Origin of the sequence: Rhodococcus sp. HNM0563 (genome assembly GCF_012726195.1) — a bacterium.
In the GTDB taxonomy this organism is placed as follows: Bacteria; Actinomycetota; Actinomycetes; order Mycobacteriales; family Mycobacteriaceae; genus Rhodococcus.
This window is the reverse complement of sequence record NZ_JAASAF010000002.1, coordinates 406,499-428,765: the sequence shown is the minus strand read 5'-3', so window position 1 is coordinate 428,765 and position 22,267 is coordinate 406,499. Positions and strand designations below refer to the sequence as shown.

Genomic DNA, 22,267 nt, shown 5'->3' with positions numbered 1-22,267 from the left:
ATTACTTGCTGTAGCCGGCCTGGAGCTTGCGTCCGAGGGCCTCGGGGCGGAGGAACCGGATGCACAGCACGCCGCCGACGAGGAGGACGACACCGGTGATCGTGAATGCCTGGTGCACACCGGCGGCCATGTTGTTCGCCATCTCGGGGGTGAGTTCCGATCCGGATGGCGGCGAGACATACCCGGCTCGGGTCATCAGCCATCCGACGAGCGTGGGCGAGATGATCGCTCCAACGGAGGCGACACCACCGAGCGTGGCCATCATGATGGGCCGCTGTTTCTTGCCCACGGAGAACGCCAATGCTGATGCGGTCATGGGGTAGGCGAGGCTGCAACCGGCTGCGATGCAGAGCAACGCCACAGCGAAGACGCCTGATGCTGTCTGGACGAGGATGAAGCAGATACCGGCGACGAGTGCCGCGATCCCGAAGGGGACAGCGATGGAGCGGTGCGAATCGAAGCCCTTCTGCATCAGCCGGTGGCCCAGGTAGCCGAGGAACAGCAGGACGATCGCGCCGAGGATCCACGGAATGGTCGTGACCGTTCCGACCTGAGGGAGGGAAAGCCCGACGACGGTGCCGAGATACTGCGGAAGCCACGTCGTCACGAAACCCTGGACCCAGAAGTTGGAACCGCCGCCGATGACCGCAGCGAGGAAGGTCAGGCTGGCGAATGCGCGCCAGAGAGCGATGGGCTTCTGCTTGTCGACGTCTTCGGTGTCCATCTCGGCGGTAGCCTCGGCGGACACACCGTCCTCGCCCTCGCCGAGCTTTCCATGACCCGAGTGGGGGCCGTCGCCGGCGAGCAACACCCATGCGACCACCCAGACGAATCCCACGATACCGAGGGCGCCGAAGGCCCAGCGCCAGCCCCACTCGCCGATGACCCACGCCAGTGCGGGCGCGGCGAGAACAGGGCCGAGGGTGGAGCCGGCAGCCACGAGATTCGACGGCAGGGCACGGCGACGCGGCTCGAACCACGAATGGACCGAGGTCAGCGACATCGCCGTGGCCGGTCCTTCGGCGCCACCGAGCACGATGCGGGTCACGAGCAGGATCGCGGCACCGCCACCGAGCAGCATGGGGAACTGCATGACCGCCCACACGACGCCCATCGTGAGGATGATCCACCGCACCGAGAACCTCGCTGCGAGAAATCCGGTCACGACAGATACCACGGCGTACAGGAAGAAGAAGGCGCTGCCGATGAAGCCGAATTCGACCGCGGAGATCCCCAGATCGGGAATCGCCTCGGACGCAACCAGTCCCAGCACTGCCTTGTCGGCGAACGCGACGATCTGGAACAGGACGAGCAGTGCTGTGACGAGCCAGGCCTTGCGGTTCATTCTGCCGAAATCGATCTTCTTCGAGGTCTCCGGTCGGGGAGAGTCGATGATCGTGTCCGGCGCCACGGATGAAGCCATGTGCAGCCGCCTTTCTTGTGGGCTGGGAAGGGGCGTGGTGCGTGCGGGAAGTGTTGGACGGGCACCATCGGACCGACGGTGTGGAAAACATATTTGCCGTTCCCTCGCTCGGGTAGGAGGGAAACCTTTACTGTCGGCGACTGCGCTCACTGGGCAGAATGGTGAGGTCAGCGAACGTAGGAGGAAGATGTGAACGCGCCCGCGGTTGGTTTGTCGGTTTCGGATCAAGTGCGGTCGATCGGAGCGGGCGAGACGACCGCGACGGAACTCGTCTCGCAGGTCAGAGCGGCGATCGAGGCCAGGGAGTCGGAGTTCGAGGCGTGGGTGCAGCTCTCGTCGACGGCAGCCGCCGAGGCCGCGGATATCGACAACGACCCACGCGACCTCCCCCTGCGCGGTGTCTCCGTCGGCGTGAAAGACCTCATCGATGTCGCGGGTATGCCCACGCGTGCCGGCTCGTCCGTCACTCCTTCCTCGGCGGCCACTTCCGATGCGCCCTGCGTTGCCCGGCTTCGGGCGCTCGGCGCTGTCGTCCAGGGCAAGACCGTGACGACGGAGTTCGGCTATTTCCGTCCCGGCCCCACCCGTAACCCGCACGCACTCGATCACACGCCGGGTGGGTCGTCGAGCGGTTCCGCGGTAGCGGTGGGTGCAGGCACTGTGCCGCTGGCTCTCGGCACGCAGACTGCAGGATCCTTGACTCGCCCCGCGTCGTACTGCGGTGCAGCGGGAATGGTACTTCCGCACGGCAGCACCGATATGTCGGGAATCATCGGCCTGAGCGAATCGCTCGATTCCCTGGGGTTTCTGACCCGCACTGTCGCCGACCTCCGGTACGTGCACGAGGCGTTCCTCGGTGCGCAATCGAGCGATCCATTCGGCAGCGCTACGAGCGTGTTTGTTTGGGGCGGTAGCTACCTCGACTATCTGGACCCCGCGATGATTGCACTGCTGGGCCGAATCCCCGCCCTCCTGGGCGATCTGGGGTTCCGGTCGCAACCACTCGATTGGGACGATCACGTCAAGACGCTTGCGGATGATCACCTCACGGTCATGGGCTATGAGGCCGCGCGGGAGCGCGCCGGTGAGTTCGACGAGCACCGTGACGAGCTGAGCCCTCAGATTCAGGACCTGCTGCAGCAGGGCCGCGAGATTTCCGGTTCTGCATATTCTTCCGCCCTGATCCGTCGCGATCGCTCGCGCGAACTTCTGCGCGAGATACTCGACGGTCCGGCTGTGATCGTCGGCCCCGCCGCAACGGGTCCGGCACCGAAGGGGTTGTCTGCGACCGGATCACCGATTCTGAGCCGCCCGTGGCAGCTGCTCGGCGTGCCCGTGGTGGTTGTGCCGGGCGCCCGCACGGTGCAGGGGCTCCCGCTGGGGCTGCAGGTGATCGGATCGGCCGGCGACGAGGGGTATCTGTTCGACGTCGGGGAGAAACTCGAAGCGGCACTCCGTGATCTGCCGCCGGTGGCCGGATGACGATGACTGCACCACTGAAAATTCGGGAAAGCGCAGTAATTTCGGGAGAAGCAGTGCATTCGGACGACACAACGATTTCGGGAGATACCGGGATGCTGACACCTCGACCGGTCAACCATCATCGGATGTTCCTCACCTGCTACGAGGACACCTTCAACTACGGGTGGCATCACGTCGACCTGTTCGTGCACGACGAGTACGGCCGCGAGGTCAATTGGGTGCACTGGACGGTGGAGGCGGACGGTCCGGAAGCCGCCGATGAGTCGGTGCGCGGGGAGGAACCACTGCTGAGGCGCACCACGCCGTGGGAGCCACAACTGAGTGCGGTGGGAGCGCGGTACTGGACCGCTGAGGCCGGGTGGGGCGACAGCACCGGGTCGGAAGACAACGTCGCGGCGGGAGGCGACGCCTGATGACCACCGCACGCGCCACCGAAGATGCGCCGGAGGCAACTGTGTACGTCGTCGACGACGACCCTGCGCTGTGCGATTCCGTCGACTGGATTCTCGAGAGCATCGGTATCAAGCCGGTGATCTGCCACAGTGCTGATGCCTTCCTCGACGTGTACGACGGTTCGACACCGGCCTGCATCGTGCTCGATGTGCGGATGCCCGGAATGAGCGGGACGCGGTTGCAGGAGAGAATCAACGAATTCGCCCCGCACGTCGTGATCATCTTCGTCTCTGCGCACGGCGACATCAGGATGTCCGTCGGGGCGCTGCAGAAGGGGGCGATGGACTTCCTCGAGAAGCCCTACGATCCGCAGCGACTGCTCGACGCCGTGCAGTCCGGTGCGGAGAGAGCCAGAAGCCGGTTCGCAGAGCATGTCTCGCGTACGATCGTGCAGGAGAAGCTCGAGTGCCTGACTCCGAGGGAGCGGCAGATCCTCGCCCTGGTCGTCGAAGGACTACCCAGTCAGAACATTGCCCGCAGGCTGGGGATGAGCGTGAAGACGGTCGATGTCCATCGCGCCCGAATCAAGAGCAAGACCGATTCCGACAGCATCGGAACCTTCGTCCGGGACCTCCTCCGGTACGGAGTGGAAGTCCCGGACGCCGATCGGTAACGGTCCGATCAGTAGTAGTCCAGCACGAGCCGTGGGCTCTTCGTGCGCGACACGCATACCGCGATGACCTCACCGGATTCCTTCTCGGCCTTGGTGAGCACGTTGTCGCGGTGCTCGGGCGACCCTTCCAGTACCTGCATGATGCAGGTGCCGCAGATCCCTTCCTGGCAGGAGGTGTCGACGTCGCAGCCGTTCTCCTGGAGCACCTCGACGATGCTCTTGTCGGCGGGGATCTCGTAGGTCTCGCCTTCCAGTTCCACTTCGAAGGCCGCGTTCTCGGACGTGTCGGGTTGTTCGGCGGCATGGAAATTTTCCAGGTGGACGGCATCGGGCGGAACATGCCGGCCCGCGACCGCGACGACCTTGTCCATGAATCCGTCCGGTCCGCATGTGTAGACGTGCGTACCTGCCGGCAATGTCGTGAAGGCCGCGTCGAGTACCTGCTCCTGACTGTCGCGGGACACTCCGATGTGTGCGTGGAGCTTGTCGGGGCAGCGGTCGTTCAGCAACGGCAGGAACGCCGCTTCGGCTTCGGTGCGGGCGAAGTAGTGCAACTCGAAGCTGATGTCGTGGACATCCATGTAGCGGGCCATGCTCAGCATCGGGGTTATGCCGATGCCCGCGGCGACGAGTACATGGTGTCGTGCGTCGGTTGCGATGCCGAGGAGATTCCGGGGCTCGCTGATGCGGAGTCTGTCGCCGACCGCGAGTTCGTGCAGGGCGGCAGACCCGCCGCGGGAGTTCGCCTCACGTTTGACGGCAAAGGCGAACGAGTCCGCGGAGTCGGGGGTGCTGCAGAGCGAGTACTGGCGTGTGATGGCCGTCGGCCCTTCCACGTCGATGTGCGCGCCCGGAAGATATGTACCCAGCGGCGACCCGTCGGGCTTCTCCAACCTGATCGACTTGATGGTCGGCGTTTCCTGGGTGATATCGGAGACGATGACGTCGATGAGTGCCATGTCCGTTTCTCCTTGTGTAGCAACAGTCAGCGGACGTACAGTCCGCCGTTGACGTCCCAGCAAGCGCCGGTGACGAAGAAAGCGTCGTCGGAGGTCAGCAACGCGACCGTGTCGGCGATGAACGACGGGCTTCCGAGGCGCCCCACCGGGATCCCCGCGATGATGCCTTCGAGCTTGTCTGCGGGCACCGTCCTGCGCACCACGGGCAGGTCGTGCGGGCCGGGAGAGACGGCGTTCACCGTCACGCCCCGGCTCGCCAGCTCACGTGCGAACACCTTGGTGGTGGTGAGGATGGCGCCCTTGGACGCGGCGTAGTGGCCGCCGGTGGCCGTGCCGCCGTTCTGGCCCGCGAGTGACGCCATGTTGACAATCCGTCCGAAACCCTTGTCGGCCATGGCAGCCCCGAACACCTGGCATCCGAAGAAGATGCTGTTGACGTTCGTGTTCAGGACGCTCGTGAAATCGTCCTCGGCGAGCGTCATCAGGTCGGCGGCCTGGGTGACCGCGGCATTGTTGACGAGGATCGTCGGTGTGCCCCAGAGCTCTTCGCACACCGCGAGTCCCTCTTCGAAGCCGGTCTTGTGACCGACGTCGAGCTTGACCCCGCGCGCGGTGGATCCGTCAGCGGACAATTCCGATGCGAGTGCGTCGACCGCGCCGCCGTCGAGGTCGGCAAGAAGGACGCGTCGGCCGCCGGTGTGGAGTTTCCGGGCGATGACGGCGCCCATTCCGCCGGCGGCGCCGGTGACGACCGCGATGCCATTGGTGGTCATACCAGCTCCTTACAACAGGTAACCGGAGGCGCTGACCGCGTCCTCACTGTCGACGAGACGGATCACCTTGAGGGAGATCTTGTCGTCACCCTCGTCGCCGAAGACGACGGTGTGCGTCAGGTTCGCGCCGAGGGTCAGGAACTCGTTCCGCTTGAACGCGTTGAGAATCTGGGCCGAGCTAATGGTGACGGACGTGTCGGTGAGCTCGCGCACGGTGAAGCGGGAGATGACCCGGACGGTGCGTGCCGCCGCCACTGCAGACGGCGAATAGCCCTGCAGCATGCGCTCGACGCGAAGCCGCCGCATGCGCTTGTCGTCGTACACCAGGTTGAGCGACGACCCGAAATCGTCGGTATCCGGGTCGATCGGGACGACGTAATGGGCATCGTCGGAGTACATCTGCTCCCACGACTTGTAGTCCTTGTCGTCGAGCGCTTCGGCTTCCTTCCAGATGAGCTCGATCGCGCGCAGGACGCGGGGGTCCGTCAGGGTGAGGTCAGTCATCGCTCATCAACTTCTTCCACATTGCGTAGGCCTCACGCATTCCCGTTTCGTCGGTGACATGTGAAGTGGGCCAGCCTTCTTCGGTGAGATATTCGCGTCCCTCGCCGCGGTTGACAAGGATCGGCATGTTGGGATTGCCGCCGGCGCCGATCTGCACCCGGGTCCAGCCTTCGGCATCGTCGGGGCTACCGAAACCGAACGGTCCCTGGAAATGTTCGTGGATGCGCAGCCGCTCCCGGTTGACGCTCTCGGGTCCGCCGTCCATGCCGATGGCCATGTGCCAGATCTCGGTTTCGTCGACGGAAATGGGGATGAGCACGCGGAAGAACGACGACGACATCGCCACGTTCGGGAACGTGTTGAGGTTGAATCCGCATCCGTGCATCGAGCGCATGTAGCGGCGGATCCGCTCGGGACTTTCGCCGGCTTCGGCGAGTTCGTCGACGAGATGCTGGAATCGAGGCTGGATTTCTTCGGTGCCGTCGTCGACGTCGAGGTCCATGTGGGCGGCCGCCATGATGGCGACACTGTGCCCGTTGCCGAGCGAGTGTGTTTCAGCGCTCGGATCGTCCATGAACGACATCATGTTCGCGGTTTCCGCATCGACCGAGGCCATCCACGACTTGTGGACCATCGGGAAGTGGTAACCGTCGGTGGTGTTCTCGAGCTGGATCTTCCAGTTCCCTTTGAACCGGAACTTGTGTACGCCGATGACCTTCGTCGGTAAACCGTTGCTCTGTTTGAAGAACCGCTCCATCCAGATCTTGGCGTCGCCCAGGAAATCTTCGAGCGGCTCGGCGTCCTGGTTGAACGTCGCCCAGATCATTCCCATGTAGCTTTCGGTGCGGAGGGTCTGGAGCGGGTAGTCCTTCTTGTCGATGACACCCTCGTACCCGTCCGGGTACGGGATGCCGCGCAGGCGACCGTCGAGTGCGTACGACCAGTTGTGGTAGGGGCAGGTGAAGCCGTTCGCCTTGCCGCTGCGCTGGTCGCACACGGTCGCGCCGCGATGCCGGCACCGGTTGAGTAGCGTGTTGAAATTGCCTTTGCGATCGCGGGTGACGATCACCGGCTGATCGCCCACCTGCGTGGTTTTGAACGATCCGGCCTCGGGGATCTCGCTCTCGTGCGCGACCCACACCCACGTGCGGTAGAAGATCTTCTCCATCTCCACGCGGAAGATTTCCGGATCGGTGTAGAGCCGGCCGGCGACACGATCGGTGCCGACGAGGTCGCCGTAATTCTCCTGGATCGAATGCTCGACCGTTGTCATGGTGCTCTTCTTTCAGAGTTCGTGTTGTGCGGGCGTCCGCATCAGTGCAGGTGGGCCATTGCTTCGGTGGGCAGCGGTGTCGCGAACATCCGCTGCGTACGGAACCGGCTCATCCGAGCGGTGGGATGGGGGAGTTGTTCGATCTCGAAGTCGATTTCGAGTCGGGCGCACAACAACTCGGCGGTGCCATCGGCGTAGAGAGAGAGTTGCTGCATGATCCAGCGGCCCCGAACACCGTCACCGTCCACCTGGGTCTGCTCGCTGCCGAGCAGATGTGCATTGCGGACGAAGTGCTTTGCCGGTGGAAGATACCGCGAGACGAGCGCAACCACCTCGGCGCGGCCTCGGGCGATTCCGAACTTGCCGGCGTACTCGGGGCCTACCCCCTCCCAGGTCGCCTCCGCGGTGAACAGCAGTCCGATCTCGTCGGTGCTCTCCAATGGCCCGGGCACGTCGCACAGGTCCATGTAGCGGGTCAGGCAGTCGCGGACGGCGTCCTTCGCTTCGAGGATGGCCAGACGGCGTTCGAGGGCGGTCATCGGATCACAACCCCACGTCGTCCCGAATGGTCAGCTCACGACCCATCCGCGCTTCGATCTTGAAGTACTTCCACAGTGCGTATTCGCCGATCATGGTGGTGCGCAGCAGGTTGCAGGCGTTCTTCACAGTCTCCTGATCACGAGCATCGGCGAGGACGTAGCAGGTCCACGGCCACCCATCGGACGGCCCGACCATGTGGGCATCGTCATCGAACGTGCCGATGATGTCGATGCCGTCCATGTTCTTCAGGTTCGAGAGCATGGTGGAAATTCCGACCCAGACCGGGCCGATCTCGGCCTTGGGCAGATCGAAGAAATTCTGGTTGTTGCCGATGCAGAACAGTGTGCGCAACGGTTCGGCCATGACGGCGTCCTTTCGGTTGGGGTGCGAGCCCGGTCAGGGGAAACTGGGGATACCGGCGTCGAGCCCGAGCAGAATCGAACCGGCGGCCTCGAAGGTGTTGGTCTGGAGCATCGCGTGCTGGGCAGGAACGAGTGCGTCCTGCAGGTATCGCTGGAGCGGATGGCTCTCGTAGATCGCCCCGGTGCCCGCGAGATCGAATGCGGTGAGCACCACATTGCGGCCTACATGCGCAGCCTGGGTTGCACCCAATCGGAGCAATGCCTTGTGTTCGTCGGTGATGGCGGCGCCCGATACGGCGAGCTCCCAGACCTCGTCGGTGACCTCGTAGAAGAACGCCCGCGCCGAGCGTAGATCGGCCTCGGCCTGCGCGAGGCCCGTCTTGTATGCGGGCCGGTTCCCCTTGGCTGTGCCGCCGGTGATGCTGGAACGGGCCGAACCCACCTCACGCACGTAGTCGAGGGCACCGCGCGCCGCCCCGAGTGTCACCACCGCAAGGACCTGTGCCGCGTACGGGAGCATCGGGTAGCGGGTGATCGGCTCGTCTACCTGCGGGACTCCGCCACGCACGAAGGTCATCTCTTCGGGCACGAAGAGCCTGTCTGCGCGGACGGCGTGGGAGCCGGTGGCCTTCATTCCGGCAACATCCCAGTTCTCCACGATCTCCACGTCGGCCGGATCCACGAGTGCGGTGAGAGGCATCCCGTTGGAATCCGGCCCGCCGGCGAGGCCGATACCGAGAATGTCAGCACCGCGGCATCCGCTGGCGAACTGCCATAGCCCACTGCACAGGTAACCGCCCTCCACCTTCTCGGCTTCCTGCATCGGGAAAAGGCCACCGGCGTAGGCGAGATCCGGCCCATCGGCGTAGATCTTCGCCTGCGTCGCGACCGGCAGAGCAGAGAAATAGACCAGAGACGACCCGAAGCTGGCGACCCAGCCCGTGGCAGGGTCCACCGCGGAAATCCGCTCGACGAGCTTCATGAACGACGACGGATTCATCGGCTCACCACCGAACTGCGCCGGTGTCGACGCCCGATACATCCCGGCACGCTTGAGCAGGGCAATGTAATCGGGCGGGACGAAGTGTTGCTTGTTGAACTCGTCGCGTCGGTCGCGCAGGACTTCGAGCGCATCGTCGAATGCACGGTCCCGTGCCGCGCCCACAGGCTCGGCCGCGATCCGTTCGGTGGTGCTGGGGATCGTCATGTCGTCTCCGTTCGCTCGTGTTCGCGCTGATGAACACGCTATGGACGAGGCGGCTACGGCGGTATCGGGGTTTTCTCCCGAGGTCATAAAGTAATTACCGATGGCGGTGGTGACGGACTGCGTTCCATGATGGACCGTCCTGTTCTCGGAGGTGCTGATCGATGTTCCCGACCCGACGCGACTTCCAGGCGATGGCGGAACACACTCGGACGGGCATTCTGATTCATGAGGCCGCGTCGAAGAACATTCTGTGGGCGAATCCTGCAGCGTGCCGGATGTTCGGATTCACGCTCGAAGAGCTGCGTCCGCTCAAGGCGCACCACATGAGCAGCCAGGAACGGCAGTACCGTCGAGCGCTCGGTGTTGCGTGGTTGCAGTCCGCCGTTGTTCACGGATCGAGCCGTCGGCAGTGGAAGTATCGGACCAAGGCCGGCGTCGATTTCCTCACCGATGCCACCGCGTCGCACATGCAGTTCCAAGATGGTCCGGTGGTGTTGGTCGAGTTCCGCAACATCTCCGAGGAGGTCGAGATCCAGCAGGAACTCAGCTGGGTGTCGCAGTCCTTGCAGCGGATCATGACACACACGTCGGCCGGAATTCTGGTGCTCGACGACGACAATTGCATAGAGGACATCTCTCCGCTCGCCGCGCGACTGTTCGATTCCACACCGGATCGGTTGACGGGGGTTCATCTCGAAGACCTGGGCCGGTGCGACCCAGCGCTGGACTCCGAACAGGTGGTGGCCAAACTCGCGTTCGGACACGGATCCGTCAAGATCACGCAGAAGATCACGAAGGCGGACGGGAGTATCACGTGGCTGGCCGGTGAGCTGGAGGACGTCGTGCACGACGGCATCGTCTCGCGAGTGCTGGCCTTCCGGGACGTCACCGAACGCGTCGAACTGGAACTGCGGCACGAGTACCAGGTGGCCAATCTCCAGTATTTGAGCCGCTACAACGCGATGGGCGACATGGCGATGATTCTGGCCCACGAGCTCGGGCAGCCCCTCGCGGCGTCGTCGAACTACTTGAGCGGACTGAAGGCGCGTGTCGCGGGAGGAACCCTCGACCGCGAGCAGCTCTCGTACGGATTGGATATGGCGGAGAGACAATTGAGCCGCGCCGCGGAGATCGTGGCGTCCGTCAAACGGTATGTGCGACGTATCGAATCGACAATGTCTGCACTGGATCTCAACGAGGTGGTCGACGAGAGCCTGTATTTCGTGCGGCTGCGTGCGGCCGAGCGCGGTATCCGCGTCGATGTGCATTCCGCGCCGGAATCCCTGCCGGTCCAGGGCGAGAGTGTGCTGATCGGACAGGTGATCATCAACCTGTGCTTCAACGCGATCGACGAGATCGTGCTGCCGAGCACTGAGGTCAAAGTACTGACGGTGAGCACTTCGCACGACGGGGAGTGGGCCTGTGTCTCGGTCGCGGACCGAGGTCGGGGGATGGAGACCGCACCCGAGAACCGCCTGGCGTCAGGAGTGTTCTCGGCGAAACAGGATGGGTCGGGGCTCGGGTTGATCCTGTCGGAACACATTGTCGAACGGCATGGCGGCGACATCCGGTTCCTCGCGAACGAACCGCGCGGCACCGAGGTGCGGTTGCGTCTGCCGATCACGAGAACGAGTCGGTGACTCATGTTCGGCTGCGGCCCGCACGGCCGGCCTCGCCCGTCCTGCGATGTCCTTCCCTGAGTCTGTGCTGACCTGACCGGATGGTGTTGTACTCGGCACCTGCCTGCCGAGTGGACGTTGCGGCGCGAGGAACCGCTTTACGACCCGGTAGCTAGATTGCTGGCATGCTTTCTTGTGGGTGACGTCAAGCAGTTCAACGTGTACTTGCCGGTCGATCTGATCAAGCAGGTCAAGCATCGCGCCATCGAGGATGAAATGTCCTTGTCCGCGTTGGTCACCGAGGCCCTGCGTGCCTACCTCGACACCCACGAGTAGTTCTCGTGTTCCTCCGGAAGGGAGAGAGAAATGGCAACCGACGGCATCGAGGCCGTGTTTCTGACGACCCACAACTGGGGCAAGTCGGCGAAGTTCTTCCAGGAGTTGGGTTTCACCCTGGAGTTCGAGACCGATCATGCGTCCGGGCAGCTCCGCGCGGGCGACGGTCCTTACATGTTCATCGCCGAGGTTCCCGAGACCGAGCAGCCACAGACTCGGCTCGTTCTGGGAGTGCCTGATGCTCATGCATTTCGTCCGGATCCCGTCGTCGAGGTGGTCACCCCGTTCGAGGACACCCACTTCGGAACTCGTGAGATGACGGTTCGTGATCCCGACGGACGTATCTGGAGCATCCAAGCTCCCGGCGCTGGGCGACACGGTGAGGCGGACCATCATGGCCGATGAGCAGATCGAGGCGCCGGAGAACACGGCCGAACGTGTCGCACTGTGGCGTGCGATGCACGTCCGGGTGGATTCACCGCCGCACGTACTCGAAGATGAGGTCGGCCTGCAGCTTCTTGCGCCTGACAACGACTGGTCGAGGCGCCCGGACATGGACCCGCAGACGACCGCCGGCTTCCGGGCGGCCATCGTTGCTCGCGCTCGATTCATCGAACTTCGGCGACGAGTCGACCGGGACCACCGTTGTGGTCGTCAGCGCCATCTACATGCTGCTCACGTCGTTGTTCATGGGCGTCGCTGATCTGCTCGGGTACTGGCTGCCGCGCGGAGGGAGCGTCAGGGGGACCGTTGCGTCGTCCGTCCTGCCAGCGGTCGCGCTGATCGCCCTCGCCGCCTGACCCCGGCCGAGGTGGTAGGAGTGTCCTACAACAGTGCAGGTCTGCCCGTCGCCGATTGGCCAGCGGTCCCGGCTCAGTGATCCGCGTGACGCGGTTTCAAACCGGTGTCACAGTGGGGGACACGCTCATCCAGAGCGGAATCTTTCCTCCGCCTCCTCGGCTTGCCACTACCTCATGACCCGCGGAAACCCGGAGAGCCTGGGGAAGGTTTGCCCGATTCTGCGCGAACCCTTCCCCTAAGCTGGAACGTGTTCTAGATTCTGGGGAAGGGGTTCGTCGGAGTGGAGGTATGCACAGTGGAGTTCAACCTTGCGGATGTTTTCGAGACAACCGCGTCTGCGGTACCGGATCGCATCGCACTCACGTACGAAGATCTGAATCTCACGTATGCGGAGCTGGACGCGGAAGCCAACCGTGCCGGACAGCTCTTCTCCCAGGCAGGCATTTCCAAGGACGATCACGTCGCGATATTCCTCAAGAACTGCGTCGAGCATGTCACCAGCATCCTCGGTCTCATCAAGATCCGCGCCGTACCGATCAACGTCAACTACCGCTACACACCCAGCGAACTCGAGTACATCTTCACCAACTCGGATTCGGTGGCGGTCGTCGTCGAACTTCCCGAGCATCAGCAGGTCCTTGCGTCATTGCTCGATGCTTGTCCGCTGATCCGCACGGTGTTCGTCGTCGGCGAGGTAGCGGAGGAGTTGAAGCAGGCCGCCGAGCAGCGCTCGGTTGCCGTGGTTTCCTTCGCTGATGCTCATGCTCTGCCCGCGACAGCGGAGTTCCCCGCGCGTTCGGGCGACGACCTGTATCTGCTGTACACGGGCGGAACCACCGGATACCCGAAGGGTGTCATGTGGCGGCACAACGATTTCTTCCGCAAGCCGCTCTCCGGCGGCAATCCCTATGGTGATGAGCCACGGAAGGATCTCGCCGAGGTCGCAGCGGGAGCGAAGGAGTTCCCGGGTCTTGCGTTCCTCATCGCGGCGCCCTTGATGCACGGTGCGGCTCTCTATTCGCTGTTCACGTTCTTCACGCTCGGCGCCCGGGTGGTCCTGAGGCGCGATTTCGATCCGAAGACGGTGGTCGAGGCTGTCGAGAAGGACAAGGTGCAGGTGATTCTCATCGTCGGCGACGGCATGGGGTTGCCCCTCGTCGACGAGATGGAACGGCGGAAGGACGACGCCGACCTCAGTTCGCTGTTCTCCATCACCTCCGGCGGTGCCATCTGGTCGACGAGCGTGCGCGACCGCATGCTTGCTGTGAAACCGGACCTGTTGCTGCGCGACAACTTCGGCGCTTCGGAAACCGGCAACGACGGCGCATTCGACGTCGACGAAGACGGAAACTTGCGAATGCCCCCGAGCCCCAACATGGTCCTCGTCGACGAAAGGCTCGAGCCGATTGCCCCGGGTTCCGACGACGTCGGCTACATCGCCCGTATCGGCAACGTGCCGCTGGGTTACTACAAGGACGAAGAAAAGACGGCCCGGACATTCCCGACACGTGCCGACGGTACGCGCTTGTCGATCCTCGGAGATATGGGTCGTGTGGAGGCCGACGGCACCATCGTCTTCCTCGGTCGCGGCTCGCAGTGCATCAACACCGGAGGCGAGAAGGTCTTCGCCGAAGAGGTCGAGTCGGCACTCCACTCACATCCGTCGGTCTCCGACGCTCTTGTCGTGCCCGTGCCGCACGAACGCATGGGGCAGGCAGTCGCGGCAGTCATCGCCACCTACCCGGAAGCTGGGGAACTGACCCTCGAAGAGGTGCAGGAACATTGCCGTAAATCGTTGGCGGGATACAAAATTCCTCGCTCGATCGTCGTGGTCGACGAGGTGAAGCGCACCCCCGCCGGCAAGGCCGACTACCGGTGGGCCACAGCTCGGGCTGCGCAGTAGGCGACGAACACAGCCTTACGACAGATGCACCTCTTCGGGAGGAGGGGTGCATCTGCGTAGGTGGTGCTCGATCGTCGCGGACGTGCTCAGGGCCGAGGGTTCCGGGTGCGACGCTCCGCCTCTGCGAGTGCGCGTCGGACAACGGCCGACAGTGCGACGAACGATTCCAGCTGGCTGGACCCAGAAGGCTTGACGTCGTCCAGTTCGGCTGCGATGGCTTCGCTCTCACTGCATAGTTCGGTAGCGAGGGCGCACTGATCGTTGAGCGACTTCAATTCTGCTACAGGCCAACTCGCATCGATGATCCGGTAGTCGCCGCGCTCCCTCAGTCGAACTCCGCGGGATGCAAGGGAGATTCGAAGAGCCTCGTTCACCTCGACGGAGCGGTCGGTGACCTCGATCCACCTCTGCATCGCGTCGAGCTTTGATCGCTCGCTACGCCGCTTGCCTGATCCGAACAATGACAGCTTCATTCGCGATTTCCCCCTTTTATCGACGTGAGTGTAGTCGCAATATCGTGATCTTGTAGCCGATTTGGAGAGGTACCCGACCGCCTTCGCGTTACAGGTTCGGCCGAGGGCGACGACGAGACCAGGCGTACACGGCGACCTCGTCGAACGGGGTGTTGTCATTCGGTACCGTCTCGTTTCATGACGAACTTGGATCACGGAGACCCTGGCGACGCCCCCACTGTGCCGCCGCCGTTGACGGAGGTCGTGAACGCGACCCGGCCCTCTGCCGCCGAGGAAGCGCGGACGGTCGCCGCGTCGACGAACACGGGTACTCTCGCAACCCTCACCAAGGAGGGCGACCCCTGGGCGTCGTTCGTGACGTACGGGCTCGTCGGAGGCTCACCGGTGTTGTGCGTGTCGCACATGGCCGAGCACGGACGCAATCTGGCGCGCGATCCACGCGCGAGCATCGCGATCGTGGCACCGGACCCGCAGTCCGACCCATTGGCCAGCACTCGAATCACCCTCGCCGGGTATGTCGAACGTCCGGAGGGTGAGGAGCTGACCGCCGCGCGCGAGGCGCATCTGGCTGCTGTGCCTGCGGCGCGCGTCTACATCGATTTCAGCGACTTCTCGCTCTGGGTTCTTCGGGTTCAGCGCGTGCGCTGGGTGGGCGGGTACGGACGGATGGATTCGGCCACCGCCGAGTCCTATGCCGAGGCGTTACCCGATCCTGTGACCCCGGCGGCCGGTCGCGCGATCGCGCATCTCAACGACGACCATGCTGATGCGCTGCTGGCGATGGCCCGAAAGCTCGGCGGATTCCCGGATGCCACCGAGGCCACGTGCGTCGGAGCCGACCGCTACGGTCTGGATCTGATTGTCACCACGCCGCGCGGTCGGGCACCGACCCGCGCCGGGTATATGTCACCGCTCGATTCTGCTGATGAGTTGCGTTCGGCCACAGTAGCTTTGACACGTGCGGCGCAGTCCTCGTAGGGGGTGCGATCATGGATGTCCGCCGACGCTTCGCCGACGCCCGCGTGGCCCGACTCGCCACAGCGGACGGGTCGGGCGTGCCGCACGTGATGCCGATCGTATTCGCTCTCGACGGCGACACGATCCACACCTGTGTCGACGACAAGCCGAAGACGACGCGGCAACTGCGACGCTTGGCCGACATTGCAGAGAATCCTCGGGTGAGCGTGCTCGTAGACCACTACGACGATGACTGGTCCCAGCTGTGGTGGGTTCGCGTCGACGGCATCGCCACTGTGCACGATGCCGATACGGACTCCGGGGCGGCCGGACTCGACGCGCTGGTCCGCAAGTACACGCAGTATCGGGTGCAGCGGCCGTCGGGGCCGGTGATCACCATCGACCGGCTGAGCTGGCGGTCGTGGTCGTCGTGAGCCGCGACGACGGGTCCCGATCGAGTGCGGTGGGTATACCTGTCACATGCGAATCGGAATCCTAGGCCTGTCGCGGGGCCTGCACATGGCCGGATTAGCACGCCGGATCGGCATCGAGGTGATCGCGGTCTGCGATGCCGACTCCGGACGTGTGTCCGACGCACGCGCAGAGTTTCCGGAGGCGCGGGCGACCGGGGATTGGACCGAATTGCTCGGTGCCGGTCTCGACGGCGTGGTGCTGGCCAACGACTTCGACGCGCACGCGGAATTGGCCATCGCGTTCCTGGATCACGGGATCCATGTGTTGTCGGAAACCGCGGCCTGCGCGTCCGAAGACGAGGGGCGCCGGCTCATCGCTGCAGCGGAGCGGTCCAGGGCGACCTATTCGTTCGCGGAGAACTATGTCTTCCATCCGCATACTCGGCTGCTTCGGGAGTCGGTGGATTCCGGTGAGCTGGGCGCACTCACGTTGGTGGAAGCCGACTATCTGCACAGCCTGTCGCCCCAGGACACAGCCGCTCTGATCGGCGACCCGACACATTGGCGTGGCCGTATACCGCCGACCGCGTACTGCACGCACACCGTCTCACCGCTACTCGACCTCACCGGAGCGTGGCCGGTGGAAGTCAGCGCCTTTTCCATCGGACCGGATGACGCTCGCCCCGCCGCCGTTGTTCTCGCCATAAGGCTCTCCGACGGCACCCTGGCCGTGGCCCGCCACGGTTTCCTCGCCGGCGAAACCGGAAGCCACTGGAGTTGGGTATCGGTGCGCGGTTCCCATGGCATGGCGGAGTCGGAGCGTGTCACAGGAGAAGACGCCTGGTCCGTGCGAGTACGTCTGGAGGGCTGGGCGCAGCCGGATGGGCTGGCGCGTGAGCAGATCCGCGTACCCGGCCCCTACGTTGCGGACGACGAATCCTTCGATCGCATGGCAGAAGGCACCGTCGTGGTGCTCGAAGGATTCCGTGCGACAGTGGAACACGGCACTGCACCGCTCATTCCGGTGCGTCGCGCCGTCGCGGCATCATTGGTCGGTGTGGCAGGTGCGGAATCACTCGTCATGGGTTCGCGGCCGGCGCCGGTTCCGGATGTCCGCCCGGAGTAGCCGAGGCAGCGAGCACGTGACGAGGGGCTCGTTCTCGGGCGAGGGAGGGGATTGCCTTCGACACAAGCCCGGTCATCCACGGCCGGGAGGACGTCGAGCCGTACTGTGAGTGCGATAAGTACGGTATCGGAGTAACAAACAGTTCGTCCGGTATGGCTACCAGCGTGGAGGCTGATCTTTCGGTGTTGTCGTTCGAGTCGACGGTGCCACGACGGTATGTGCATCGTCAGTCCGTATCGGAGGTTTTCCTCACTGATTGCGTCACCGGCCCGGAACCCGACCGGTTCGTTCTGGGCGCGCAGTGGCCGCGGGTGCATGGCTTCTACCGCGGCCGGGCCGGCCGGTACGACCCGATGCTCCTCGCGGAGACCCTGCGGCAAAGCGTGATCTACCTGGCACACACTCGCTATCGCGTCTCGCTCGGTCAGCGATTCGTGATGCAGACGATCGAGATCACCGCTGAACCCGATCGGCTCGAGATCGGTGCGGGGGCAGCCGAGGTCGCGGTCACTGTTGTGGTGTCGAATGTCCGGCGACGAGGCTCGCACGTCACCGGTCTCAGCGCTGCCCTGACGTTCGAGGTCGCGGGCCGCCGAGTCGGATCGGGCCACGGCCGTGCTTCGGTGCTCACCCCGGTCGAGTACGACAACGCTCGATGGGGTGAGAGCGGGCCGCGGGCGATCGGATCCGTGCCCGACGGCGTGCCCCTCGACGCGGCCGCGGTGGGCATGATGGTCGACGGGGATGTCGTCATCGGGGCAACGGCACGACGCGGGCGATGGCAGGTGCTGCCCGACCTGTCCCACCCGGTGCTGTTCGACCATCCGTCCGATCATCTCCCCGGCATGCTCATGTTCGAAGCTGCGCGTCAGGCGTCGCGAGCGGAGCTCGGGCTTCCGGATGCGGATCTGGTGTCGATGAGCGTGCAGTTCCAGCGGTTCGTGGAACTCGACCGTCGAGCCGAGGTGGTCGTCTCGTGCGTCGACGATGAGCCTGGGCGCGCGCATGTCGTATTCGAACAGCATGGAACGTCGATGGCCTCGGCGACGCTGACGTTGGCTTCTGCAGCCGATGTACGTTCGGGGCGCGGAACCCGGTCCGGTGTATAGACGCGGGTCAGGCCATCGCTGGGTCGTGGACCCAACGAGCGCCTCGAATCTTCTCGCTGTCGAGTCGGCGCTCGGGTACCACGATGCCCGGCAGCAGAAATTGCCACATCTGGTCGATGCGCTGTTCGAGATCGGTGCGCCGATCGAGCACGTTCGAGACCATCTGGACGCCGGTGAATGCGGAGATCACAAAGCGAGCCAGCACCGGTGGCTCGATCGTGGGAAGGATATCTTCCTGGGCGATCGCTTCCTCGACGAGAACTCGGCAGGCTTCGATCCAGTCCTGGTACGGCCCGGGCTCGCCGGGTGCGGCGCTCGCACTGAATTCGAGGGTCAGCCGGATTCCCGCCCGCACGATCGGATCCTCGACGATCTGTCGGCCCATTTCGTGGCAAAGCATGACGATCTGTTCGAGGGCCGAGGCGTTGGTGGCGGAGATGGCTTCCACCGAGGCGATGGAGATGGTGTGTTGCCGATCCATGACCGCCTGCGCCAGGTCGTCCTTCGACTTGAAGTGGAAGTACAGGGCGCCTTTGGTGAGCCCACTGCTCGCTTCCACGATCTCCCCGAGGCTGGCACCCTCGAACCCCAGTCGATCGAATGTCGCCGCGGCTGCGACGACGATCTGCTGCCGCGTAGCTACCGCGCGGGCTTGTCTGACCACACCCCGTGTCCTTCTCTCGAAAACATCCCGAAAGGCGAGTCGTGACGAACTCCGACAATCGGCCTCCCCCGAAACGCACGGTACCAGCCGACCCTGAGGAAACCGCAGACCGTGCATCGACCCAGGAACCGGCACTGCATGTCGCGGTGGTGGGTGCCAGCGGTTTCCTCGGTGGGGCAGTGCTCGACGTGCTGCTGACCCGGGGTGTCAGGTGCACTGCGATTGCGCGCCGTCCACCGGCGCCCGTAGGACCATCAATGACGGGGGTGGCCGCCGATCTGGATGATCCGGCATCGCTCACCGCTGCGCTTGCCGGAGTCGACGTGATCGTGCACGCCGCGTCCTACACCGGCTCCGACGAGGCCCAGTACGAGCAGATCAACGTTCTTGGCACCCGGAACCTGGTGGCTGCCGCTGCGGCGCAGGGCATCGATCGAATCTTCTATCTCAGCACGATCGGCGTCTACGGTCCGGGGCCGCATCGGAACGTCGGTGAGGGGGAATTGGAACCCAACCCGGTCACGGCGCTGAGTGCCAGCCGTCTTGCCGCCGAGAATCTTGTGCGCGACCACGGCGGGCTCGTGTTGCGTCCCGGGTTCGTTCACGGACCGGGGGACCGGTGGTTCCTGCCCGGGCTTGCTCATATCGTGTCGACGCTCGGAGTCTGGATCGACAACGGTGTCGCCAGGCAGTCGGTGATCTCGCGCCACGACGTGGGCCGGCTCACCACCGCTCTTGCGGTTCGTCCGCTTCCCGACGCGATGCGCGGGGGCATGCTCCACGTCGCCGATCGGATTCCCGCGAGCGTCCATGATCTCGTCCACGTCGCTGCCGCCCAAGGGCTGCTCACTCCACCGACTGAGTCCGTGAGCTACGAACAGGCGCTGCACGTGGGGCTGGAGCGCGGATTGTCAGCGCGTCACATCGACCTGATCGGACACGATCACCACTACGCCAGCACTCGAATCTGGGCAGATACCGAGCTGGCAACCGATCCCTGATCGATGGATCATGCCGGGTGCTGTTCACCAGTGTTTCCACTGGCAGTGACCGTGTCCGGGTACTTTCGTCCGACGGGATGCAGGTGTCGCCGGAAATGCGGTAGACTGCACCCACCGAGCAATACCGGTCGATTGGTATTGTTTGCCGGGGAGGGCATCGATACAAGTGATTGCGAAAGCATTTCGACGTATCGGCGGGTGATAGATCGACGGCTGTGACGGGACGAAGACGGTGAGGTCTGCACCGGGGGGTCCTCATCGTTCTGACCCGAGGGGTTCCGTCGGCGTATGGCGCCGACGGAACCCTGGTCGTCCGCGCACTCGGGGGGAGTGTGCGCGAACTGTGCCCCCGTTCGGGGAGGGGCGGGGGCACAGAACAGACTATGTGAGTTTGCGGTTGCGTGCATTGCCGGGCTTACCCCGACGCGTCATCTTGGCGAGAATCCGCGATGGCACTCGTGCTTCGGAGTGGGATTTCGAGTGTCCGGATCGTTGCCGATGGTCCTACGTTGCGCCGGGTCTCCTGCAAGATCATGAGGGCTCACATCCCTTGACCATCAGGAACTTTCATGCGATCGATAATCCGCGACACTCTGGTCACCATGGCAGTTGTCCCGCTGGCCGCAGCGGCCGATGCCGACGAGCGGAGTTCGGGTGCAGGGGTGAGTGACAGGCAAGTGTCCGAGACTCAGAATCCGGGAATCGAGGGCAGTTCCGGCAAGGGAAGCGTCGGCGGTGGAGGGAGCGTCGGAAGCTGGATCTCGGGCAGGCCGGGAATGAGCGGCGAGGGTTCGGGCGCGTCCGGTGTGGCGGGCGGCGCAGCACTCTCACTCTCCGTCTCGGCGGTGGGCGCCTGAGCCGGGACCTGGGTCTGCGGCTGGTAGGTGATGGGCTCCTGGGCCTGTGCCGGAACCACAGGCGGTACGACGCTCGCCGCCGGGGCGGTTTCAGGGGTCGGGATCATCTCCGAGGTCGGCGCGGGTTGTGGCGGTGCTACTTGCCGCGCGGCCGGTGGCTGCGTGTCCTGCTGAGTGACTGCGGGTTGTACGTCGCCCTCCGAGTCTTGCAGCACGACGGTGCCGAGCCCGATCGCAGCTGCGAGAGCGACGACACCGCCGGCAAGCGCGAAGGTGCGACGTTTCGGCGCAGGCGGTGGCGGTGGCGTCTCATGGGTGACCACAGCGGCGACGTTGCCGGGTTCGTTGCTCGGTGCGGGCAGCGCGGTCGGCAGCACCTCGGTGTGCGACAGTGTGTGGTCGGCGAACTCGACCGCTGCGGGATGAGCCAGCAGCGCCGCGCCCTCTGCCGCTACCAACTCGGGTTGTTCGGGCACGATCACCGGCAGGTCCAGCCACGACTCCATCACCGAGGCGATCAGCGGGATGTTCGCACCACCGCCGATCAGCACTGCAGCATCGGGGGTGCGTCCCGAGCGTTGGATGACCTCGCGGGTGAGGCGGGCAGACGTCTTCACAGCACCGTCTATGAGCGAATCGAAGCTGTCCTGAGAGAGCAGTAACAGGCCGCCCTCGCCCGCTATGCACACTGCACCCTTGGTGGACAGTTGCTCCTTCGCGTCACGACACCTTGCGGTGAGGGCGAGCTGGGCTGCCAGATCGGCAGGCCGCTCGAAGCGTTGCTGGTGGAGCTGGTCGTCGAGGACGAGCCGGTCGACGAGGTTACCGCTGATCTGATCCGAACGCGTGGTGCTCAGTACCTTTCCGGTGCTTCGGTCGACGACGGTGACGGTGAGGCCGGAGCTGCCGAGATCGTAGAACACCAGCGTCTCGTTCTCACCGAGCTGTCCGGACATCTCCAGCATCTGGAGCGCGGCCGTCACCTCGGGGACCAACTGGAAGTGGCCGATCTCGAGCCGGGTCATCGCGGCGTGGACGGCACCGGCCTGCGCGTCGTTCTGGTACGCGACTCCGATGGCCTCTACCTGCTCGATCTCCCTGGTTTCGGCAAGCATCCACTCGATGGAATCGCCGGCCGGTTCCCCGGGGCGTTCTAAAGTTGCAGTGATGGGGCGTGATCGGAAGATCGAACCCTCGGGCGTCTCGGCATCACGGCTTGCGAAGCGCACAGCGCTGGCCCCCATCGAGACACCGAGAACTGAAGTCATGAAGCCGACTATAACGGTCTGATCACGGGAGCGCGCACGAAGCGGGGCGGGTCGGCCGGGACTCCCTGGCGACGGCGATCCGGGAATGTCGGTGTGCCAGCATCAAACACGGGCAAAAAGGTCATTACGGACTATATGCCCTATGTGGATG

Annotated in this window: 24 protein-coding genes and 1 pseudogene; 14 read left to right on the top strand and 11 right to left on the bottom strand. The window is 64.3% G+C overall.

Annotated features, from left to right (window positions below):
- Window position 1: 1 nt before the first annotated feature.
- Window positions 2–1,423: an MFS transporter gene (locus tag HCA61_RS05695; protein ID WP_169687192.1), complete on the bottom strand. Its 1,422-nt coding sequence runs from the start codon at window positions 1,421–1,423 to the stop codon at window positions 2–4.
- Window positions 1,424–1,612: 189 nt separating this feature from the next.
- Here HCA61_RS05695 and HCA61_RS05690 point away from each other — a divergent pair, with 189 nt between their 5' ends.
- The 3 genes from HCA61_RS05690 (at window position 1,613) to HCA61_RS05680 (ending at window position 3,971) form a co-directional block, all read left to right on the top strand.
- Window positions 1,613–2,905, top strand: a complete 1,293-nt coding sequence (locus HCA61_RS05690; protein WP_169687191.1) for an amidase — start codon at window positions 1,613–1,615, stop codon at window positions 2,903–2,905.
- Window positions 2,906–2,997: 92 nt separating this feature from the next.
- Window positions 2,998–3,318: a hypothetical protein gene (locus HCA61_RS05685; protein WP_169687190.1), complete on the top strand. Its 321-nt coding sequence runs from the start codon at window positions 2,998–3,000 to the stop codon at window positions 3,316–3,318.
- Window positions 3,318–3,971, top strand: coding sequence for a response regulator (locus HCA61_RS05680; RefSeq protein ID WP_169687189.1), 654 nt, complete (start codon window positions 3,318–3,320; stop codon window positions 3,969–3,971). The genes HCA61_RS05685 and HCA61_RS05680 overlap by 1 nt, the downstream gene beginning before the upstream one ends.
- 8 nt (window positions 3,972–3,979) lie before the next feature.
- On the opposite strand, the gene HCA61_RS05675 is transcribed toward HCA61_RS05680, so the two are convergent.
- From HCA61_RS05675 to HCA61_RS05645, 7 genes are read right to left on the bottom strand one after another with little or no spacing between them, the layout of a single operon-like run.
- Window positions 3,980–4,930, bottom strand: a complete 951-nt coding sequence (locus HCA61_RS05675; protein WP_169687188.1) for a PDR/VanB family oxidoreductase — start codon at window positions 4,928–4,930, stop codon at window positions 3,980–3,982.
- Window positions 4,931–4,956: 26 nt separating this feature from the next.
- Window positions 4,957–5,703 carry an SDR family oxidoreductase gene (locus tag HCA61_RS05670; protein ID WP_169687187.1) on the bottom strand — a complete coding sequence of 249 codons (747 nt, stop codon included), beginning with the start codon at window positions 5,701–5,703 and terminating at the stop codon, window positions 4,957–4,959.
- Window positions 5,704–5,712: 9 nt separating this feature from the next.
- A complete protein-coding gene (locus HCA61_RS05665; protein ID WP_169687186.1) occupies window positions 5,713–6,207 on the bottom strand; it encodes an aromatic-ring-hydroxylating dioxygenase subunit beta in 495 nt (164 codons plus the stop codon).
- Window positions 6,200–7,480 (bottom strand): aromatic ring-hydroxylating dioxygenase subunit alpha, encoded by a 1,281-nt coding sequence (locus tag HCA61_RS05660; protein ID WP_169687185.1) that lies wholly within the window; start codon window positions 7,478–7,480, stop codon window positions 6,200–6,202. Before HCA61_RS05660 ends, HCA61_RS05665 begins: the two co-directional genes overlap by 8 nt.
- A gap of 41 nt (window positions 7,481–7,521) precedes the next feature.
- A complete protein-coding gene (locus HCA61_RS05655; protein ID WP_169687184.1) occupies window positions 7,522–8,019 on the bottom strand; it encodes a nuclear transport factor 2 family protein in 498 nt (165 codons plus the stop codon).
- Between the two features lie 4 nt (window positions 8,020–8,023).
- Window positions 8,024–8,383: a hypothetical protein gene (locus HCA61_RS05650; protein WP_169687183.1), complete on the bottom strand. Its 360-nt coding sequence runs from the start codon at window positions 8,381–8,383 to the stop codon at window positions 8,024–8,026.
- A gap of 33 nt (window positions 8,384–8,416) precedes the next feature.
- On the bottom strand, window positions 8,417–9,589 hold the full coding sequence (locus tag HCA61_RS05645; RefSeq protein ID WP_169687182.1) for an acyl-CoA dehydrogenase family protein: 1,173 nt from the start codon (window positions 9,587–9,589) through the stop codon (window positions 8,417–8,419).
- 161 nt (window positions 9,590–9,750) lie between these two features.
- Between HCA61_RS05645 and HCA61_RS05640 the strand changes: the two genes are divergently transcribed.
- The 6 genes and pseudogenes from HCA61_RS05640 (at window position 9,751) to HCA61_RS05615 (ending at window position 14,248) form a co-directional block, all read left to right on the top strand.
- A complete protein-coding gene (locus HCA61_RS05640) occupies window positions 9,751–11,229 on the top strand; it encodes an ATP-binding protein (RefSeq protein WP_206039678.1) in 1,479 nt (492 codons plus the stop codon).
- 174 nt (window positions 11,230–11,403) lie between these two features.
- Window positions 11,404–11,544, top strand: coding sequence for a CopG family transcriptional regulator (locus HCA61_RS05635; RefSeq protein WP_169687181.1), 141 nt, complete (start codon window positions 11,404–11,406; stop codon window positions 11,542–11,544).
- 30 nt (window positions 11,545–11,574) lie between these two features.
- Complete coding sequence (locus HCA61_RS05630) at window positions 11,575–11,949, top strand: VOC family protein (protein ID WP_169687180.1); 375 nt, start codon at window positions 11,575–11,577, stop codon at window positions 11,947–11,949.
- Window positions 11,939–12,100: pseudogene (locus tag HCA61_RS26750) on the top strand (SAM-dependent methyltransferase); the annotation flags it as partial. The gene HCA61_RS05630 and the pseudogene HCA61_RS26750, both read left to right, overlap by 11 nt.
- Before the next feature lie 37 nt (window positions 12,101–12,137).
- Entirely contained in the window at window positions 12,138–12,344 is a 207-nt protein-coding gene (locus HCA61_RS05620; RefSeq protein WP_206039677.1) for a hypothetical protein, read from the top strand.
- A gap of 296 nt (window positions 12,345–12,640) precedes the next feature.
- Window positions 12,641–14,248 carry an AMP-binding protein gene (locus HCA61_RS05615; protein WP_169687179.1) on the top strand — a complete coding sequence of 536 codons (1,608 nt, stop codon included), beginning with the start codon at window positions 12,641–12,643 and terminating at the stop codon, window positions 14,246–14,248.
- A gap of 86 nt (window positions 14,249–14,334) precedes the next feature.
- On the opposite strand, the gene HCA61_RS05610 is transcribed toward HCA61_RS05615, so the two are convergent.
- The gene (locus HCA61_RS05610) at window positions 14,335–14,721 is read right to left on the bottom strand and encodes a hypothetical protein (RefSeq protein ID WP_169687178.1); all 387 of its coding nucleotides are present in this window, start codon (window positions 14,719–14,721) and stop codon (window positions 14,335–14,337) included.
- Between the two features lie 177 nt (window positions 14,722–14,898).
- Between HCA61_RS05610 and HCA61_RS05605 the strand changes: the two genes are divergently transcribed.
- From HCA61_RS05605 to HCA61_RS05590, 4 genes are all read left to right on the top strand, one after another.
- A complete protein-coding gene (locus HCA61_RS05605) occupies window positions 14,899–15,699 on the top strand; it encodes a DUF2470 domain-containing protein (protein ID WP_169687177.1) in 801 nt (266 codons plus the stop codon).
- 11 nt (window positions 15,700–15,710) lie between these two features.
- Window positions 15,711–16,112 carry a TIGR03668 family PPOX class F420-dependent oxidoreductase gene (locus HCA61_RS05600; protein WP_169687176.1) on the top strand — a complete coding sequence of 134 codons (402 nt, stop codon included), beginning with the start codon at window positions 15,711–15,713 and terminating at the stop codon, window positions 16,110–16,112.
- A gap of 46 nt (window positions 16,113–16,158) precedes the next feature.
- Window positions 16,159–17,217, top strand: coding sequence for a Gfo/Idh/MocA family oxidoreductase (locus HCA61_RS05595; protein WP_169687175.1), 1,059 nt, complete (start codon window positions 16,159–16,161; stop codon window positions 17,215–17,217).
- Window positions 17,218–17,369: 152 nt separating this feature from the next.
- On the top strand, window positions 17,370–18,326 hold the full coding sequence (locus HCA61_RS05590) for a ScbA/BarX family gamma-butyrolactone biosynthesis protein (RefSeq protein ID WP_169687174.1): 957 nt from the start codon (window positions 17,370–17,372) through the stop codon (window positions 18,324–18,326).
- Between the two features lie 7 nt (window positions 18,327–18,333).
- On the opposite strand, the gene HCA61_RS05585 is transcribed toward HCA61_RS05590, so the two are convergent.
- Window positions 18,334–18,990: a ScbR family autoregulator-binding transcription factor gene (locus HCA61_RS05585; protein ID WP_247273278.1), complete on the bottom strand. Its 657-nt coding sequence runs from the start codon at window positions 18,988–18,990 to the stop codon at window positions 18,334–18,336.
- Window positions 18,991–19,136: 146 nt separating this feature from the next.
- Here HCA61_RS05585 and HCA61_RS05580 point away from each other — a divergent pair, with 146 nt between their 5' ends.
- Window positions 19,137–19,991 carry an NAD-dependent epimerase/dehydratase family protein gene (locus HCA61_RS05580; RefSeq protein WP_247273440.1) on the top strand — a complete coding sequence of 285 codons (855 nt, stop codon included), beginning with the start codon at window positions 19,137–19,139 and terminating at the stop codon, window positions 19,989–19,991.
- Window positions 19,992–20,679: 688 nt separating this feature from the next.
- On the opposite strand, the gene HCA61_RS05575 is transcribed toward HCA61_RS05580, so the two are convergent.
- Window positions 20,680–22,116, bottom strand: a complete 1,437-nt coding sequence (locus HCA61_RS05575; protein ID WP_169687172.1) for an Hsp70 family protein — start codon at window positions 22,114–22,116, stop codon at window positions 20,680–20,682.
- Between the last annotated feature and the right edge of the window lie 151 nt (window positions 22,117–22,267).